At 70.9% G+C, this 16,280-nt stretch carries 14 protein-coding genes; 7 read left to right on the top strand and 7 right to left on the bottom strand.

Annotated features, from left to right (window positions below):
* Positions 1-53: 53 nt before the first annotated feature.
* A complete protein-coding gene (locus AB1285_RS16205; protein WP_370429126.1) occupies positions 54-1,319 on the bottom strand; it encodes an HNH endonuclease signature motif containing protein in 1,266 nt (421 codons plus the stop codon).
* A gap of 189 nt (positions 1,320-1,508) precedes the next feature.
* Between AB1285_RS16205 and AB1285_RS16200 the strand changes: the two genes are divergently transcribed.
* A complete protein-coding gene (locus AB1285_RS16200; RefSeq protein WP_370429125.1) occupies positions 1,509-2,123 on the top strand; it encodes an HAD-IA family hydrolase in 615 nt (204 codons plus the stop codon).
* A 50-nt stretch (positions 2,124-2,173) separates the two neighbouring features.
* Here AB1285_RS16200 and AB1285_RS16195 read toward each other — a convergent pair whose 3' ends face one another.
* Complete coding sequence (locus tag AB1285_RS16195) at positions 2,174-2,635, bottom strand: DUF3817 domain-containing protein (protein ID WP_370429124.1); 462 nt, start codon at positions 2,633-2,635, stop codon at positions 2,174-2,176.
* Between the two features lie 114 nt (positions 2,636-2,749).
* Here AB1285_RS16195 and AB1285_RS16190 point away from each other — a divergent pair, with 114 nt between their 5' ends.
* Positions 2,750-3,685 carry a helix-turn-helix transcriptional regulator gene (locus AB1285_RS16190; RefSeq protein ID WP_370429123.1) on the top strand — a complete coding sequence of 312 codons (936 nt, stop codon included), beginning with the start codon at positions 2,750-2,752 and terminating at the stop codon, positions 3,683-3,685.
* Between the two features lie 150 nt (positions 3,686-3,835).
* Here AB1285_RS16190 and AB1285_RS16185 read toward each other — a convergent pair whose 3' ends face one another.
* Positions 3,836-5,032: an MFS transporter gene (locus AB1285_RS16185; protein WP_370429122.1), complete on the bottom strand. Its 1,197-nt coding sequence runs from the start codon at positions 5,030-5,032 to the stop codon at positions 3,836-3,838.
* A gap of 250 nt (positions 5,033-5,282) precedes the next feature.
* Here AB1285_RS16185 and AB1285_RS16180 point away from each other — a divergent pair, with 250 nt between their 5' ends.
* A complete protein-coding gene (locus tag AB1285_RS16180; RefSeq protein WP_370429121.1) occupies positions 5,283-6,155 on the top strand; it encodes a serine protein kinase RIO in 873 nt (290 codons plus the stop codon).
* Positions 6,156-6,163: 8 nt separating this feature from the next.
* Here the strand turns inward: AB1285_RS16180 and speB are convergent, their stop codons facing one another.
* Genes speB through AB1285_RS16160 form a run of 4 tightly spaced genes read right to left on the bottom strand, consistent with a single transcriptional unit; the run spans position 6,164 to position 11,824 of the window.
* Entirely contained in the window at positions 6,164-7,111 is a 948-nt protein-coding gene (gene speB / locus AB1285_RS16175; protein ID WP_370429120.1) for an agmatinase, read from the bottom strand.
* 32 nt (positions 7,112-7,143) lie between these two features.
* Entirely contained in the window at positions 7,144-8,760 is a 1,617-nt protein-coding gene (locus AB1285_RS16170; RefSeq protein ID WP_370429119.1) for a thiamine pyrophosphate-binding protein, read from the bottom strand.
* A gap of 10 nt (positions 8,761-8,770) precedes the next feature.
* Positions 8,771-10,438, bottom strand: a complete 1,668-nt coding sequence (locus tag AB1285_RS16165; protein ID WP_370429118.1) for an amidohydrolase — start codon at positions 10,436-10,438, stop codon at positions 8,771-8,773.
* A gap of 42 nt (positions 10,439-10,480) precedes the next feature.
* The gene (locus AB1285_RS16160; RefSeq protein WP_187662663.1) at positions 10,481-11,824 is read right to left on the bottom strand and encodes an MFS transporter; all 1,344 of its coding nucleotides are present in this window, start codon (positions 11,822-11,824) and stop codon (positions 10,481-10,483) included.
* Between the two features lie 218 nt (positions 11,825-12,042).
* Between AB1285_RS16160 and AB1285_RS16155 the strand changes: the two genes are divergently transcribed.
* The 4 genes from AB1285_RS16155 to AB1285_RS16140 all read left to right on the top strand — a co-directional run bounded on the left by AB1285_RS16155 (position 12,043) and on the right by AB1285_RS16140 (position 16,279).
* Positions 12,043-12,939 (top strand): Lrp/AsnC family transcriptional regulator, encoded by an 897-nt coding sequence (locus AB1285_RS16155; protein WP_187662664.1) that lies wholly within the window; start codon positions 12,043-12,045, stop codon positions 12,937-12,939.
* Positions 12,940-13,236: 297 nt separating this feature from the next.
* Positions 13,237-13,749 (top strand): DUF3253 domain-containing protein, encoded by a 513-nt coding sequence (locus AB1285_RS16150; protein ID WP_187662665.1) that lies wholly within the window; start codon positions 13,237-13,239, stop codon positions 13,747-13,749.
* 73 nt (positions 13,750-13,822) lie between these two features.
* Complete coding sequence (locus tag AB1285_RS16145; protein WP_187662666.1) at positions 13,823-15,229, top strand: MFS transporter; 1,407 nt, start codon at positions 13,823-13,825, stop codon at positions 15,227-15,229.
* A gap of 132 nt (positions 15,230-15,361) precedes the next feature.
* On the top strand, positions 15,362-16,279 hold the full coding sequence (locus AB1285_RS16140) for a cation diffusion facilitator family transporter (RefSeq protein ID WP_187662667.1): 918 nt from the start codon (positions 15,362-15,364) through the stop codon (positions 16,277-16,279).
* Position 16,280 lies beyond the last annotated feature (1 nt).

Below are 16,280 nucleotides of genomic sequence, written 5' to 3'. Positions count from 1 at the left end.
ACGGCTGTCAAATGAACTTGATATGAACAGGCTCAAGTTTTCCCGCCGGGCGGTCAGAACGGCGCGTCCGTCGATCCTTCGGCGAAGGTGACGGTGTTCGACGGCGGCGGGCGGTCGATGTAGACCCTCCCCGTCGGACTCGTCCAGGCATAGAGGCCGTCGCCACGCGCCTCGACATGCCAGGCGGACTGATGTTTCAAGACATGATGTCGACGGCACAGATGGCCGAGATTCGAGGCGGACGTCTCCCCGCCCATCGCGGCGTCACGGTGGTGATCGATGTCGCACTCCGCGGGCGGATATCCGCAACCGGGGAAGCGGCATCGCTGATCTCGGGCCCGCAGGTGGCGTCGCAGTTCCGCGTTCGGGCGATACCGGTCGACGGCGAGGACCGTGCCCGTCACGGGGTGCGTGAGGATGCGATCCCATCCGGAGGCAGCCCCTGCCAGCCTCCGTGCCGTGGCGAGGTCGATCGGGGTGCGCCCGTCGAGTTCCGCCGGCGCCGTTTTCCGACCGAGGAGGGTCATGACGGGGACTGTGATCGCGACCGTGGGGACGATGGCGACCAGGGTGCCGTCAGGATCATCATGGCCGGCCGGCGCACCGGTGAGGAGGAGGTCGAGCGCGAGGTCGGCCCGGGACTGGGCGATGGTTCGCAGGTCCGTCGGGTCGTCGCCGGCCTGCGTGGTCGTGGCCATGGTGGTCAGCCGGTCGAACACGCCGTGCACCAGCGCCGCCGGCCCCAGAAGTCCGAGCTCAGCCATCCCGTCAGGGGCATCCCGTACCCACACGCGCCGCCGCTCACGGGCATCCTCGTGACGGTCCGCGAGGGTATGCGGCTGAAACTCCTCCGCGGCCCGGCGCGCCATGCGCGCGACCCGGTTCGGCGCCTCGCTCTCGGCGAAGGCGATCATCCGCGCGGAGAAGGCGTCGCGATCCGCCTCGTCTTCGAGGTGCGCACCCGCCTCCGCGATGACGCGGGCTTGCTGGGCGGTGACCTGCCCCGCGCCCCATGCACCCCACAGCCGCGGAAAGCGCTCGACGATCCAGACCGCATCGGCCATCCGCCGCTGCACCGTCCTGTCGCTCGCCCGCAGCGCGGCAGCGAACTCGGCCGCGACCGTGCGCACGCTCAGATCCGCACCGTCCGGATGGGCGGCCTGCGCCGCGACCTCCACGGCCAGGCGCGACCCCAGCGCCAGGATCCCGTCCCGCGCGGCCTGCAGTCCATTGATTGACCGCTCGACACCGACGAGCATCTCGGTGAGCGCTCGGAGCGCCTCCACCTGCTCGATCGTCGCGTCCGCCAGTCCTCTCATACCCCGAGTGAAGCAGGCACCACCGACATTGAAACCCCAGTTCAGGTGGAGAAACGATATTCCAGGATGCAGTGCCTGCGTAGGCGATCACGCCGAGCATGCTCCGCCTCGGTGGCCGCGAGCCGACATGCTTGACTCTCACACGGTGTCAGACGGGAGAACAGAGACATGTGCGGGCAGGATGGGGGCATGATCCGTGCCGTGCTCTTCGACCTCGACGGGGTCGTCCGTCACTTCCTCCACGACCCCGACCTGGAGGCGCGGCACGGACTTCCGGCCGGGATGATCGCCCGCATCGCGTTCGCGTCACCGTTGATCGACGCGGTCACCACGGGGAACCTCACTCGCGAGGAGTGGATCGTCCGAGTCGGCGAGGCCGCGGGATCCGCAGCCGCCGCGCGGGAATGGGGACGCACACCGTTCGCCGCCGACCCGGACGTGCTCGCGCTCGTCGACGAGCTGCGCTCTCACGGGATGATGTGCGCCATCCTCACGAACGGCACGGACACCATCGCCGAGGAGCTTCACGACAGCGGCATCGCCGCGCACTTCGATCGCGTGTTCAACTCCGCGGACATCGGATACGCCAAGCCGGATGTCCGGGCGTTCGGACACGTGGTCGCCGACCTCGCCGTCGCGCCGGAGGAGGTCTTCTTCCTCGACGATTCGCCGGGGAAGCTCAGCGGCGCACGGACGCTCGGCATGACCACGCACCACTACACGGGAGTCTCCGCCTTGCGCACCGCTCTCGACGCCGCCGGCGTGCCCGTCCCGACAGCACCGACGCCGAGCCGGCGGCCGTGAGGGACGAGGCCGACGGGGCGGACGCCGTCGTCGTCACGGGCTGAGCGGGCTCACTTGCCCCCGGGCGGGCCGACCAGCAGCAGGATCACGTACAGCGCGACGATTCCCACGACGAGCAGCACCGCGAGCACCCAGGGGCGACGCAGGAACCAGCGCATCAGGCGGTCGTACCAGCGGTGGTCACGCGGGTCGTCGGACGCGTCGAGACGCCAGTCACCCCGGAGACGACCGGTGCGGTGCAGCCAGATCTCCATCGGGATGGTCGCGTACGGGACGACGGCGCTGACGACCGCGAGCACACCGACGCCCGGCTGCCAGCGCTGGTTGAGCGCGACGAGGACGGCGGTCGCGGCATAGGCGAGAAACACGAACCCGTGGATGCCGCCGCCGACCGTCACCACGACTCCGGGGGCTCCGACGGCGCGGGCGATGATCGCGGCGATGAGGATGGTCCAGGTGATCGCCTCCGCGATCGCGAGGACACGGTACAGGCGGCCAGGGGTGCGGAACACGGAACTCCTCGGGTGGGGTACCCCTCCAGCGTATCCCGCTTCGAATCGCCCACTGTGCCCCATCCGCCGCCGGAATGGAGCAAGGTGAGCGACTCGAAGGGGAATAGGGGGACGGTGGCCGACGTTGCCGAAGGCATGGTGACGGTGGATGCGGATGCGCTGTCCTCGGTGCTCGGCACGGTGGACCTGCGCGTGGGGATCGCCCGTCGGGTGCAGCTGGGCCGCGGGGGACTGCTGCCGCTGGCTCCCGGCCGGATCACCCTCGTCTACATCGCCGACGGCGCCGTGCATGGGCATCCGCCTCTCGGCACCGGCTGCCGTCTCGACGTGGACCGCTCGTCGCAGCAGCTCACACTCGAGGAGCCCGGCCGCCGAGACCGCCTCGTCACCGGCGATGCCTTCCTGCTGCTCCGCGGCGACACCTTCGCACTGGAGGCCGCCGTCGAGACTGCACTCCTCGTCGTCGACATCGAGCTCGCGGACACCGCGTCTCCCCTCCCGGCACTCCTGCCGCCCTTCCTCACGGTGACCGGGTTCGACGCGCTGGAGCCGGCCGCCGCCGCCCTCGCCGAGAACATGGGGATCGTCGACGCGGCCGCGTGCCCCGTGCGCCAGGGCGACCCGCTGATCTGCCGGATGATGGCGACCACCGTGCTGCTCTCGGTGATCCGAGCCTGGGCGGCCAACGGCTGTGCGCCCGCCGGATGGCCCTCGCTGTCGAAGGACCCCTTCCTCGACCGCGTCGTGGACGCCATCCACGAGCAGCCGGGCCGGGACTGGACCGTCGAACGCCTGGCCGCTGTCGGCGCCATGTCACGGTCGGCCTTCGCGGAGCGGTTCCGTCTCGCCGTCGGCCGCTCCCCCGCCGACTACGTCACCGAGGTGCGCATCGACGCCGCGAAGCGGATGCTCCAGGCCGGGCAATCCGTGTCGAGCGTCTCGCGCGAGCTCGGCTACGCCTCGGACGAGGGTTTCAGCCGCGCGTTCCGTCGCCGCACGGGCATGACCCCGTCCTCCTGGCGCGGCTCGCACTCCCTCGTGCCTGCCTGATCTGCCTGATCCCACGACCTCGCCCCAGCCTCGGGGCGGGCACGACTTCGGAGACCCGGGGCGACACGCCGGCTCCGAAGCCCGAGGCGACGGCGTGTCGGCGGCCGGCTCCGAAGTTGTGCCCGGGCAACCAGGGGTCAGGAGCAGGGGTCAGGAGCGGGAGCTGCGGCGGTTGGAGAGGCCGAACAGCACGGCGCCGGCGAGGAGCGAGACCGCGCCGATCGTATAGACGAGCTCGACGCTCAGGGTGTCGACGAGGAGCCCACCGACGCCGGCCGCGAGCGTGATCGCCCCCTGGAACCCGACGACCACGAGGCTCCCCCCGGCCTCCAGGCGGTCCGGCATGCGGTGACCCACCCAGGTGTTCACGACGATCAGCCACGACGAGAAGAAGAACCCCCAGAGGAGCACGACCGCGCCGATCCCGATGATCGATCCGGAGAAGAGCACCATCGACAGCACGGCGGCGGAGATCACCAGCGGCGCGAACACCGCGAAGAAGGCGAAGGAGCGGTCGATCACGAGGCCGATGGAGAGGTTGCCGAGAAGGCCTCCGACACCGAACAGCGCCAGCAGCACGACGATCGTCGAGGCGTCCACGTCCGGGATGCGCTCCAGCGCGAGGCGGACGTAGGTGTAGGCGAGGAAGTGGCCGAGCACGACGAGGACGTGTCCGACCATGCCGAGGCCGATGCCGGGCCGCCGTACCGTGTCGACGAGCAGACGGAGGCTCGACGCGCGCTCGGCCGGAACGGTCGGCAGCGCCCACCGCAACGCGACGGCGAGCACCACCATCAGCACTCCCGCGATCGCGAACACGGCACGCCAGTCGACGACCTCGCTCAGCATGACCCCGAGCGGCACTCCGGCGACCGTGGCGAGGGAGACCCCGGCGGAGGTGAACATCACCCCGCGACCGAGATGCTCGGGCCCCGCGAGCCGCGCGGCGACCGTGATCGACATCGTCCAATAGGCGCTGATCGCCGCTCCCAGCAGGAAGCGTGCCAGCAGCACGACGACGAGGTTCGGCGCGATCGCGACGATGAGGTTCGACACGGCCGCGGCGAGCGCCATCCACACCAGCAGCGATCGGCGGTCCAGCCGGGGGAACACGAGGCCGACGGTCGGAGCGACGAAGAGTCCGACGAGAGCCGTGACGGTGACGGTCTGCCCGGCCTGCCCGGGGGTCACCCCGAGGCCGTCCGCCATCTCGGTGAGCACCCCGTTGGGGAGGAACTCGGCGGTCACCAGCAGGAACCCCATCACCATGAGGGCAATGAGCCCTCCGTAGCGGATGCGATCGGCGCGGGTCGTCGGCAGGGTCGGGACGGAGGCGGTCGTGGTCATGCTTCCAGACTCGCAACGGGAACGGGGCCGCGCCCGACCGGTCGTCCGCCGCATCCGACCGATCGTCCGGCCCTGGACAACCTCCGATCGGACCCCCTAGGCTCGACGACGCACCGGGAAGCGCCCGGGAAGCCCGAGCGAAGGAGGCGATGAGATGAACGCTGTCGTCGTCGCGCCTATCGCCGACCACCTTCCCTTCGAGGCCACCCGCTCCTGATCGCCGCGTGGCCTCCCTTCCCGGAGCCACACCGTGACCGAATCCCCCGCTTCCTCGGAAGCCGCGTCCTTCGACGCCACCTCCTTCGATTCCCTCGAGACCGCCCTCTCCTTCGCCGAGGTCGAGCCCGGCGCCAACCAGCGCTGGACGACCTGGCCGTCATCCACCCCCACCGAGCGCGGGCCGGAACCGCGCCCCGCGTGGGTCGTGACCTCCGCCGGCGCCCTGGACACCGAGCTCGGCATCCTGAAGACCGGCAAGGAGGCCGACGTGTTCCTGCTGGAGCGCGCCGTGCCCGACGACCCCGCGCAGCGCACGCTCCTCGCCGCCAAGCGCTACCGCGGCATCGAGAACCGGAGCTTCCAGCGCTCCGCGGTCTACACCGAGGGGCGCAGCACGCGGAACACCCGCGACACCCGCGCCCTCGCCAAGAAGACCGCCCACGGACGGGAGGTCGCCGCAGCCCAGTGGTCGCTCGCGGAGTTCGAGGCCCTGTGCCGGATGTGGGAGCGCGGCGCCCCGGTCCCCTATCCCGTGCAGGTCAGCGGCACCGAGGTGCTCATGGAGTTCCTCGGCGACGACCGGGGCATCGCGGCACCCCGGCTCGCGCAAGTGCGCGGGTCGAACGCCGAACTGCAGGAGTGCTTCGCGCAGGTGGTCGAGCTCATGCGGGTCTTCGCCGCCGCGGGCTTCGCGCACGGCGACCTCTCCGCCTACAACCTCCTTGTGCACAACGGGCGGGTCCGGGTGATCGACCTGCCGCAGATCGTCGACGTGATCGCGAATCCGCAGGGCCTCGACCTGCTGCACCGCGACTGCGTCAACGTGTGCGACTGGTTCACGCGGCGGCGGGTGCAGTGCGACGCCGAGGCCCTGTTCGCCGACCTCCTCGGGACCCTGTTCTGACTCCCGGGTCAGGAGGCGAGTCGGGCGGCGAGAAGGGTCACCAGCTCGTAGACGACATGGCTCGCGGCGATCCCGGTCATCTGGGCGTGATCGTACGCGGGCGACACCTCCACGACGTCCGCGCCGACGATGTCCCGCTCGCGCAGGGCACGGAGGATGCGCAGCAGCTCGCGGCTCGTGAGCCCACCGGCCTCGGGGGTCCCCGTGCCGGGCGCGTGCGCGGGATCGAGCACGTCGATGTCGATCGAGACGTACAGCGGCTTGTCGCCGATGCGGGCGAGGATGCGGTCGATCGCCGCCTCCACCCCGTGCTCCTCGACGTACTCGCTGGAGACGATGGAGAAGCCGAGGCGCTCGTCGTCCTCGAGGTCCTGCTTCGAGTACAGGGGTCCGCGGGTGCCGACGTGGCAGCTCGCGGTGAGGTCGATCAGTCCCTCCTCGCTCGCGCGGCGGAAGGGGGTGCCGTGCGTTATGGGGGCGCCGAAGTAGGTGTCCCACGTGTCCAGGTGGGCGTCGAAGTGGAGGACGGCGACGGGACCGTGCTTCGCGGCCACCGCGCGCAGCAGGGGGAGGGCCACGGTGTGGTCGCCGCCGATCGTGACGATGCGCTGCACCTGCTCGCCGAGCGCCAGCGCCGCGCGCTCGACCTCGGTCACGGCCTCGGTGAGGTCGAAGGGATTCACCGGGACGTCCCCCGCATCCACCACCTGGGCGAGCTGGAACGGCGATACGTCCTGCGCGGGGTTGTAGGGCCGCAGCAGCCGGGACGACTCCCGCACGTGGGACGGGCCGAAGCGGGTGCCGGGGCGGTAGCTCACACCGGAGTCGAACGGGATGCCGACCACGGCGATGTCGGCGCGCGGCACGTCCTCGATGCGGGGCAGGCGGGCGAAGGTGGCGATGCCGGAGTACCGCGGGTTCACGGAGGCGTCGACGGGGCCGATGTTGTCGGTCATTTCTCGTTCCTGTTCGTCGGGAGGTGTGAGGCTCAGAGGGCGTGCTGCGGGATGTGCACGAGCTGCACCCCGCCGTCGGCGATGGCCGCGCGGATGCTCGGGGCGATGTCGGCGCGCGACGCCACGCGCCGTCCGGTCGCCCCGAAGGCCGTGGCCAGCGCGGCCCAGTCGGGCTGGACGAGGTCGACGCCGACGGGCGCCATCCCGCGGTCGAGTTCGTTCTGCCGGATCTCGGCGTACCCGCCGTTGTCCACGCACACCACGGTGAGGTCGAGGCGCTGCTCGACGGCCGTGACGAGCTCGTTCACGCAGAACATCAGGGCGCCGTCGCCGATGACCGTGACGACCGGGCGTTCCGTCTGCGCGACGGCCGCACCGATCGCGGCGGGCAGACCGTAGCCGAGCGTGGCGTAGGTCGGCGTGTAGAGGAGGGAGTGCGGATGCTCCTGCCGCAGCACGCTGCCGAGCGCCAGGTAGACGATCTGGGAGGAGTCGCCCGCGACGATCGCGTCGACGGGGAGGGCGGTGGCGATGACCTCGGCGAGCGCCACGGTGTCCGGTGCTGTCGCCCGCGACTCGGCCTCGAGCGCGGCCCGCTCAGTCGTGAGGTCGCGGGCGGCCCGGGCGGCATCCGGCAGCAGCGGCAGGAGGGCGTCGGTCACCGCGGCCGCGTCTCCCGTGAGGCCGACGGTCGCCGCGAGGTTCTTGTCACGCTGCTCCGGGGAGATGTCGATGCGGATCACCGCACCGCGCGCCTCGAGCCGCGGTGCCCAGAGCTCCGCCTCGCCCAGCTTCGAGCCGATCACGAGGAGCACGTCGGCGTCCTCGGCCACGGCGCGGGCGGCGGCCAGACGCAGGTTCGATCCGAGCGACAGCGGATGCCGCTCGTCGAGCACGGCCTTGCCGTTCAGGGTCGTGAGCACGGGGGCGCCGAGCCGCTCGGCCACCGCGACGATCTGGTGCGCGGCGTCCACCGCGCCCCCTCCGGCGACGATCACCGGGGTGCGGGCGGCGGACAGCAGTCGGGCGGCCTCGGCGAGCGCGATCGGGTCTCCGGAGATGCGGTCGGGCATCGACCGCGGCCTCCGGTCCTCCGCGGGCACCTCGGCGGTCCCCTCCAGCACGTCGAGCGGGATCTCGATGTGCACGGGTCGGGGGCGGCCGGTTCGGAAGAGGTGGAACGCGTCGTGCACGGCCTGCACCGCCTCCGCCGCGGACGACACCCGCCGCGACCACTCGGCGATCGCACCGACCATGGCCGTGGAGTCCTTCGTCTCGTGCAACGTGCCGACGTCGGCGAACTCCGCCCCGAGCGGCACGCCCGGGGACAGGACGATGAGTGGTCGCGACTCGCAGAACGCGGTGCCGATGGCGCTCATCGCGTTCTGCAGGCCGGGACCGGAGGTGGTGATCACCACACCGGGAAGGTCGGTCTGCTGGGACCAGCCGTCGGCGCCGTACCCCGATCCCTGCTCATGGCGGTTCGTCACGGCGCGGATGCCGAGGTCGGCGAGGGGGCGGTAGAACTCCAGGTTGTGCGTGCCGGGGATGCCGAAGATCGCAGTGACCCCGTAGCCGCGGATGGTCTCCAGGACCGCGCGGCCCGCGGTGTCGGCGTACCGGTCGTCTCCGCTGATGTCGGTGCTCATCGTGTCATCCTCACATCGCGTGGCGACGGACGCCGTCGACCCAGGTCTCACGGACCTCGATCGCGGCGATCTCCTCGGCAGGCACCGCGAGCGGGTCGCCCGAGAGCACCGCGAAGTCGGCGTACTTGCCCGGCTCCAGCGAGCCGAGGTCGTCCTCCCGTCCGATCGACACCGCGCCCTCGATCGTGTGCGCTCGGAGCGCCGCGATCGCGGAGATGCGCAGGTCGTCCGGGCCGAGCTGGTGTCCGCGACGAGTGACCCGGGTGACCGCGGTCTGGATCGCCTCCAGGGGGATGGGCTCGGCGACCGGGGCATCCGAGGAGATCGTCATGGGCACGCCGGCGCGCTCGAACTCCCCGAGGGGGTTGAAGCGCTCGCCGGGGGTGCCGATGGCCTCCTCCACACCCTCGCCCCAGTTGAAGTAGTGCTGGGTCTGGTTGACGGGACGGATGCCGGCGACCGCCATCCGCTCGATCTGTGCGGGCGTGGGCAGGCCGCAGTGCTCGATGCGGTGCCGGGCGTCGGCGTCCGGACGCTCCGCAAGGGCCGCCTCGACCGCCGACACGACCATCTCGATCGCGGTGGGCGACTGGGCGTGCGTCGCGGTCTGCAGCCCGGCCGCATGCGCCTTGCGGATGAGCTCCGCGTAGTCGGCGGGCTCGTGGTAGAGCTGGCCGGTGCGGCAGGGGTCGCCGACGTAGCCGTCCGGGAAGTACGCGGTCCAGCCGCCGAGGGTGCCGTCGGCGTAGAACTTGATGCCGGCGAAGCTCAGGTGCGCGTTGCCGAACTGCCCGACCAGCCCCATCTCCAGCGCCTCGTCGAGCAGGTGCGACAGCAGATACATCGACACCCGAAGCTCGAGCCGCCCGGCCTCGGCCAGCCGCAGGTACATGTCGAACTCGCGCCGCGTGACCTGGCAGTCGCCGATCGAGGTGACGCCGCCCGCGAGGAACCGCTGCGTCGCCGCGTCGAGCTGCCGCAGGTGCTCCTCCGGCTCGTCCGCGAGGTGGAAGTTCGGGCCGTGATGGCCGATCTTCACCCCGTGTACGCCGGTGAGGATGTTGCACGCCGCATCCGAGAGTTCACCCGTCAGCTCACCATCGGCGTCGCGGAAGAACTCGCCGCCGTCCGGGTTCGGGGTGTCCCGGTCGACGCCGTTGAGGTCGAGCGTGTACGAGTTCACCACGCCGCCGTGACCGGAGGCGTTCATGAGGTACACCTCGCGGTCGGCGGCCACCTCGTCGAGCTCGAAGCGGGTGGGATGCCGCTTCTCGGCGAGGTTGCGCTGCTCGTAGCCGTAGCCGCGAACCGGGCGTCCGGCGGGGAGGTCGGCGGCCGCGGCCTTCAGCAGGGCCACGATCTCCGGGATGCTCCCCGCCTTCTCGGGGCCGCAGTCCACCCACGTCATCATCTGCCCGAACATCAGCGGATGCGCGTGTGCGTCCACGAAGCCGGGGACGACGACCGCCTCCCCCAGGTCGACGCGCTCCGGGGTGAGGCCCGCCCGCGCCGCCACGTCCTCGCACGCCGCCGCCGTGCCGAGGGCGACGATGCGCCCCCGGTCGGTCAGCATCGCGGTCGCCGTCGTGTCGGAGGCGTCCGCCGTGTGGATCGCCCGCGCGGTGATGAGGGCGGGAGCGGCCTGGGCCGAGCGGTCGAAGGGAGTGAGCTTTCTCATGGGGAGCCTGTTCGCGGTGGTGTCGTACGGGGAAGGGGCCGGTCAGGGCAGGCGGTTCGCCGTGGTGTCGGTTCGGGCGGTGAACGAGGCCGTGACCGGAGCCTCGTCGGAGTGCTGCGGCGCGAGGCGCGTGCAGATCCCGGCGATGACCGCCATGCCCACGAACATCGCGATGACCGACCAGACGCTCCCGGTCCAGGCGATGAGCTGGGTGGCGAACCAGGGCGAGAACCCGGCCCAGATCGCAGCTCCGACACCGTAGGCCAGCGCGATCGACGTGTAGCGGGCCTGCGGACGGAACATCTGCGCGAGGATCGCCGCGATCGGCGCGTAGGTCGCGCTCATCGCGATGCGCACCAGCGAGGCGAAGAGGAAGATCAACGGCTCCACGCGTCCGGGCATCAGCAGCAGGAAGGGCGCGAAGGTCAGCACGGAGGTGATGAGACCGATGTACATGACGTTCTTGCGGCCCCACTTGTCGCCGAGCCAGGCGACCGGCAGCGTCACCACGAACTCCACGAACGAGGCCAGGGTCATCGCGTCGAGGATGACCTGCTCGCTGATCGCGATGGGCTCGCCGGTCGCGTAGGCGGTGGCGAAGGTGGTGGCCAGGTAGTAGCCGCCGGTGGAGATGGGCAGGATGCCGATGCCGAGGAGGATCGGCTTCCAGTTGACACGGAGGGCGAAGGCCAGCGGCATGGACTGCTTGCGACCCTCGATCTTCTCCTCGAAGACCGGCGACTCCTCGACGCGATACCGGACCCAGAGGCCGACGGCGATCAGCACGATGGACAGCAGGAACGGGATGCGCCAGCCGCCGTCGATGATGAACGTGTCGCCGCCGCGGGCCATGATCGCGAAGATGCCGGAGGCGAGGAGGGCACCGGCCGGGTTGCCGAGCTGGGTGAAGCCGCCGTAGAAGGTCTTCGACTTCTCGGGAGCGTGCTCGACGCTCATGAGCACCGCGCCGCCCCATTCGCCGCCGACCGCGAGGCCCTGGATGGCGCGGAGCAGGATGAGGAGGATGGGCGCGAGGATGCCGATGTTCTCGTACGTCGGGAGGCAGCCGACGAGGACGGTCGCCGCGCCCATCAGCAGCAGCGTGATGACGAGCGAGACACGCCGGCCGAGCTTGTCGCCGATGTGCCCGAAGACGATGCCGCCGAGGGGGCGGACGAGGAAGGCGACCGCGAACGTCGCGAAGGCCGCGGCGGTCTCGGCCAGGGGGTCGTCACTCGGGAAGAACAGCGGGCCGAAGACGAGGGCGGCGGCCGTGGCGTAGACGTAGAAGTCGTACCACTCGATGGTGGTGCCGACGAAGGCGGCGATGCCGGCGCGGCGTGCGCGGCTGTGGACGCCGCTTCGGGGGGTGGGGGTAGTGGTCATGGACCCGCTCCTTCGCGGATGGTGTCGGATAGCGAAGGATGCTACGGACGTGGAGCACCGTGAGCAAGGGCAGAACTCCAGCCGTACGCGTCATTCACTGGAGGTCTGTCGACAGTACCGCGCACAGCGGGCCTTCCTCTCTGCCTCGACGCGCTCTACGCTGAGGTTCTGCACGGACGACCGTGCACTGCGGGGAAATCGACGGAATCGGATCGGACATGGACTTCGACGCGGAACTCATCCGGGCGCTGCAGGAGGACGGCCGCGCCAGCATCCTCTCCCTCGCCGAGCGCGTCGGCCAGTCCCGCGCCATCGTGGCGGCACGCCTGCGCACCCTGCTCGGCGACCGCACGGTGCGAGTGGTCGCGGCCGTCGACCCGGTGTTCCTCGGCCAGCACGTCCTCGCACACGTGTCGATCCGGACCGACGGCGCCGTCGAGGTGGTCGCCGAGCACTTGCGCGACATGTCCGAGACCGTGCTGGTGTCGGCGGTCGGCGGCGCGCACGACATCGTCACGGAGGTGCGGGTGGGGTCGATGTCGGAGCTCCACGACCTGCTCGCGCGCATCCGCGGGAGCGCCGGGGTGCTCGACATCAACACCATCATCTACTCGACCGTGATCAAGGGGTTCTTCGTCTCGGAGTACCACGGCGGGGTGACGCTCGACGGGATCGACGAGGCTCTCATCGAACTCCTGCAGACCGACGGACGGATGAGCTTCCGCGCGCTCGGCGAGCAGGTGCGACTCTCCCCCAGTGCTGTCGCCACCCGGGTGCAGCGCCTCATCGACGCCGGGGTCATCAAGATCAGCGCCGTGGAGGCCCGCGGGCTCGCGCATCGACAGCTCTCGATGGGCGTGGGCATGACGCTCGGAGACGACGACGAGGCCGTGATCGACGAACTGCGGCGGGGGCGCGGCGTCGACTTCGCCGCGCGGACGCTCGGTCGGTTCGACGCCGTCGCGACCCTCGTCGAGCCCTCCGCCGGAGCCCTGTACGCAAGTCTCGAGCGGCTGCGCGCCCTCCCCGGCGTGACCCGGATCGAGGCGTGGCTGCACCTCGCGGTGCTCAAGGAGGACTACGCCCGCACCCTCCGCCCCCTCCGGACGGACTGAGCTCCTCCCGTCCCAACCCGTCCCGACCCGTCCCGGTCCCCATCCTCATACGTCTCGCTCCGTCCGGTCCCGCCCGTCCCGGGATCGAAAGCGTTCCTCCCCGTCGCGCTCGCGGCACGTTTTCGCACTCCCGTCGGGAGAGGTCCTCGGCGGGAGATGGATTCCGAACCTGGGGGGCGGGTTTTCGGAGCGTTAGTGAGCCGGAACGAGGCGCGGGGGCGGCGGGGGCGGTGGGGGGTGGGGGGGTGGGGCGTCAAGGGGATGGGAAAAGTGGAGGGCACGGCGGAGGATGGCGGCATGGCGGATGAGGAGACCGGAAGCGTCGACGGGGCCGGACCGGAGCGCGCGGCGGACGGGCATCACATCGTCGTGAACGGCCGGCGGTGGCGCGCCACCGATCCGTCGATCCCCGAGAACCTGCGACAGGAGCTCGTGGACGAGCTGATGGCCGCGCGGCGCGCGGTCAAGAACGCGGAGCCCGACGCCCGCGGTCGCGTGCAGGATGCGAAGACCGCCCTCGGCGAGCGGGGGGCGCCGTGGTGGGAGGAGCCCTCCGCAGCCCAGGCGGAGGAGCGGATCGCCGCGACGATGCGCGCCCTCACCAGGAAGCGCACCGACTCGTCGATCTGCCCGAGCGACGTCGCCCGCGCGGTCGGCGGCGAGGCATGGCGCGACCGGATGCCCGACGTCCGCCGTGTCGCGGCGGACCTCGCCTCCCGCGACGTGGTGGTCGTCACGCAGAAGGGTGAACCGGTCCGGATCGCCGACGCCCGCGGACCCGTGCGGATCCGTCGCGGTCCCGCCCTCTGACCCCGCCTCGCGCTCGGGGCCGGTGACGGCGCGCCGTCACCGGCCGTTCACCGTCCGCGGCCAGACTTCGAGCATGACCTCACCCGATCCCGCCGCGGGCGCCCCCGAGCCCGTGGCGACAGCGAACAGCGGCGCCGTTGCCGTCGTCGGACTCGAACTGCGCGGAGACACCCCCGCACCCCGCAAACAGGTGTACTCCTGGGCGCTGTGGGATTGGGCGACGCAGCCGTTCAACACCGTCATCCTCACGTTCGTCTTCACCGCGCTGTACCTCGTCAGCGCCTCATTCCTGCCGCCGGAGGTCGCCGCCCTCGACCCGAGCGACCCGGTCCGCGTCGCCGCGGAGGCTGACCTCGCCTCCGGTCTCGGACTGGGTTCGACGATCGCCGCCCTCGGCATCCTCCTGCTCGCCCCCGTCCTCGGTCAGCGCGCGGATGCGGCCGGACGACAGAAGCTCTGGCTGGGCATCGGCACCGGCGCCCTCATCCTCTGCATGCTGGGGCTGTGGTTCGTGGAGCCGCAGCCGGCCCTGTTCTGGCTCGGCGTCGCGCTGATCTCCGCCGGCTCCGTGTTCGGCGAGATCGCCGCGGTGAACTCCAACGCCATGCTCATCGGCATCGCGAACCCGAAGAACGTCGGCCGCATCTCCGGACTCGGCTGGGGCTTCGGCTACCTCGGCGGGATCATCGCCCTCGTCATCGTCGTCCTGCTGGACACCTTCGACTGGTTCGGGATGTCCACCGACAACGGCCTCGCGTACCGGCTCATCGCGGTGGGGTGCGCGGTCTGGGCGATCGTCTTCAGCATCCCGATCTTCCTCAACGTGCCGGAGCCGTCCCTCGGGCGGCCGGAGCGCAAGGTCGGGTTCTTCCGTTCGTACGCCGTGCTCGTGCAGGACGTGATCGGCCTCTACCGCGACCCGCAAACCCGGTCGACGTTCTGGTACCTGCTCGCCAGCGCCGTGTTCCGCGACGGTCTCGGCGGCGTCTTCGCGTTCGGCGCCATCATCGGCACCGCGGTGTTCCGGTTCGGCACCCAGGACATCATCGTCTTCGGCATCGCCGCGAACCTCGTCGCCGGTGTCTCGACCATCATCGCGGGACGCCTCGACGACCGCCTCGGCCCCAAGCGGATCATCCTCGGCTCGATCGGGTCGATGATCGTCGCCGGACTCGCGGTGTTCCTGCTGCGCGACGCCGGGTCCCTCGTGTTCTGGATCGGCGGCCTCGTCCTCTGCGCCTTCGTGGGACCGGCGCAGGCAGCGGCACGGTCCTTCCTCGCCCGCGTCACACCGGCCGGACGGGAAGGCGAGATCTTCGGCCTCTACGCCACGACGGGCAGGGCGGCGAGCTGGATGGCCTCGGCCGCCTGGACCGTGCTGATCGTCGCCACGAGCCAGACCGCCTACGGCATCCTCGGCATCGTCATCGTGCTCATCATCGGGTTCCTCCTCCTGCTGCCCGTGAAGGCACCGCGCTGAGTCCGCTCCGTGCACGACTTCGGACCTCGGAGCCGACACGCCGGCCGTCGGGCCCTGACGGCGGCGAGTCGCGGCGGGGCTCCGAAGCTGTGCCCGGCGAAAGAGCGGGGCCGGCGGGAGTAGCCTGACCCGGTGACCGTCGTCCTCGCCTTCCTCGCCAACATCCTCGTCGCGATCGCGAAGACGGTCGCCGCCGTCATCACCTCGTCCGCGTCGATGGTCGCGGAGGCCGCGCACTCCTGGGCCGACGCGGGGAACGAGATCTTCCTGCTCATCGCCGACCGGCGCGGCGCGAAGACCAAGGACGCCCGGCATCCGCTCGGCTACGGCCGCAACGCGTTCGTCTGGTCTCTCATCGCCGCGTTCGGCATCTTCACCGCCGGTTCGATCGTGTCGATCATGCACGGGATCCAGGAGCTGTCCGACACCGGCCCCGTGGAGAGCCCGGTCGTCGCCTATGTCGTGCTGGGCATCGCCTTCGTGCTGGAGGGGGCGTCGTTCACGCAGGCGATGGTCCGCTCCCGTCGGCTGGCCAAGGAACGCGGGTCCTCCACGTGGGACTTCGTGCTCGAGACGAGCGACACCACGCTCCGGGCGGTGTTCTTCGAGGACTCCGCCGCCCTCATCGGCCTCGTGCTGGCGGGCGGATCGATCCTCCTGCACCAGCTCACCGGCGTCGCCGCGTGGGATGCGATCGGGTCGATCCTCGTCGGGATCCTGCTCGGCGTCGTCGCCGTGATTCTGATCGGGCGGAACATCGCGTTCCTCGTGGGCACGTCGGTGTCCCCCGCACTGCGCTCGCGGGTGGGCACGGCCCTCCTCGGCATGGACGAGATCGAGCGGGTCACCTACCTGCACATCGAGTACGTGGGGCCGAATCGCCTGTTCCTCGTCGCCGAGGTCGACCTCGCGGGCGATGCGCGCGAGCACGACGTGGCCCGGCGGCTGCGGGAGGTGGAGCGGCGGATCGAGGCCCACGATGCTGTCGAGACCGTCGTGCTGTCGCTCTCGGTGGACGACGAGACCTCGCTGGATTTCGCTCGGGTGTGAG

The organism is Microbacterium sp. NRRL B-14842, from assembly GCF_050470785.1.
The sequence above is the reverse complement of the archived record's forward strand: the minus strand, read 5'-3'. Positions and strand labels throughout refer to the sequence as shown.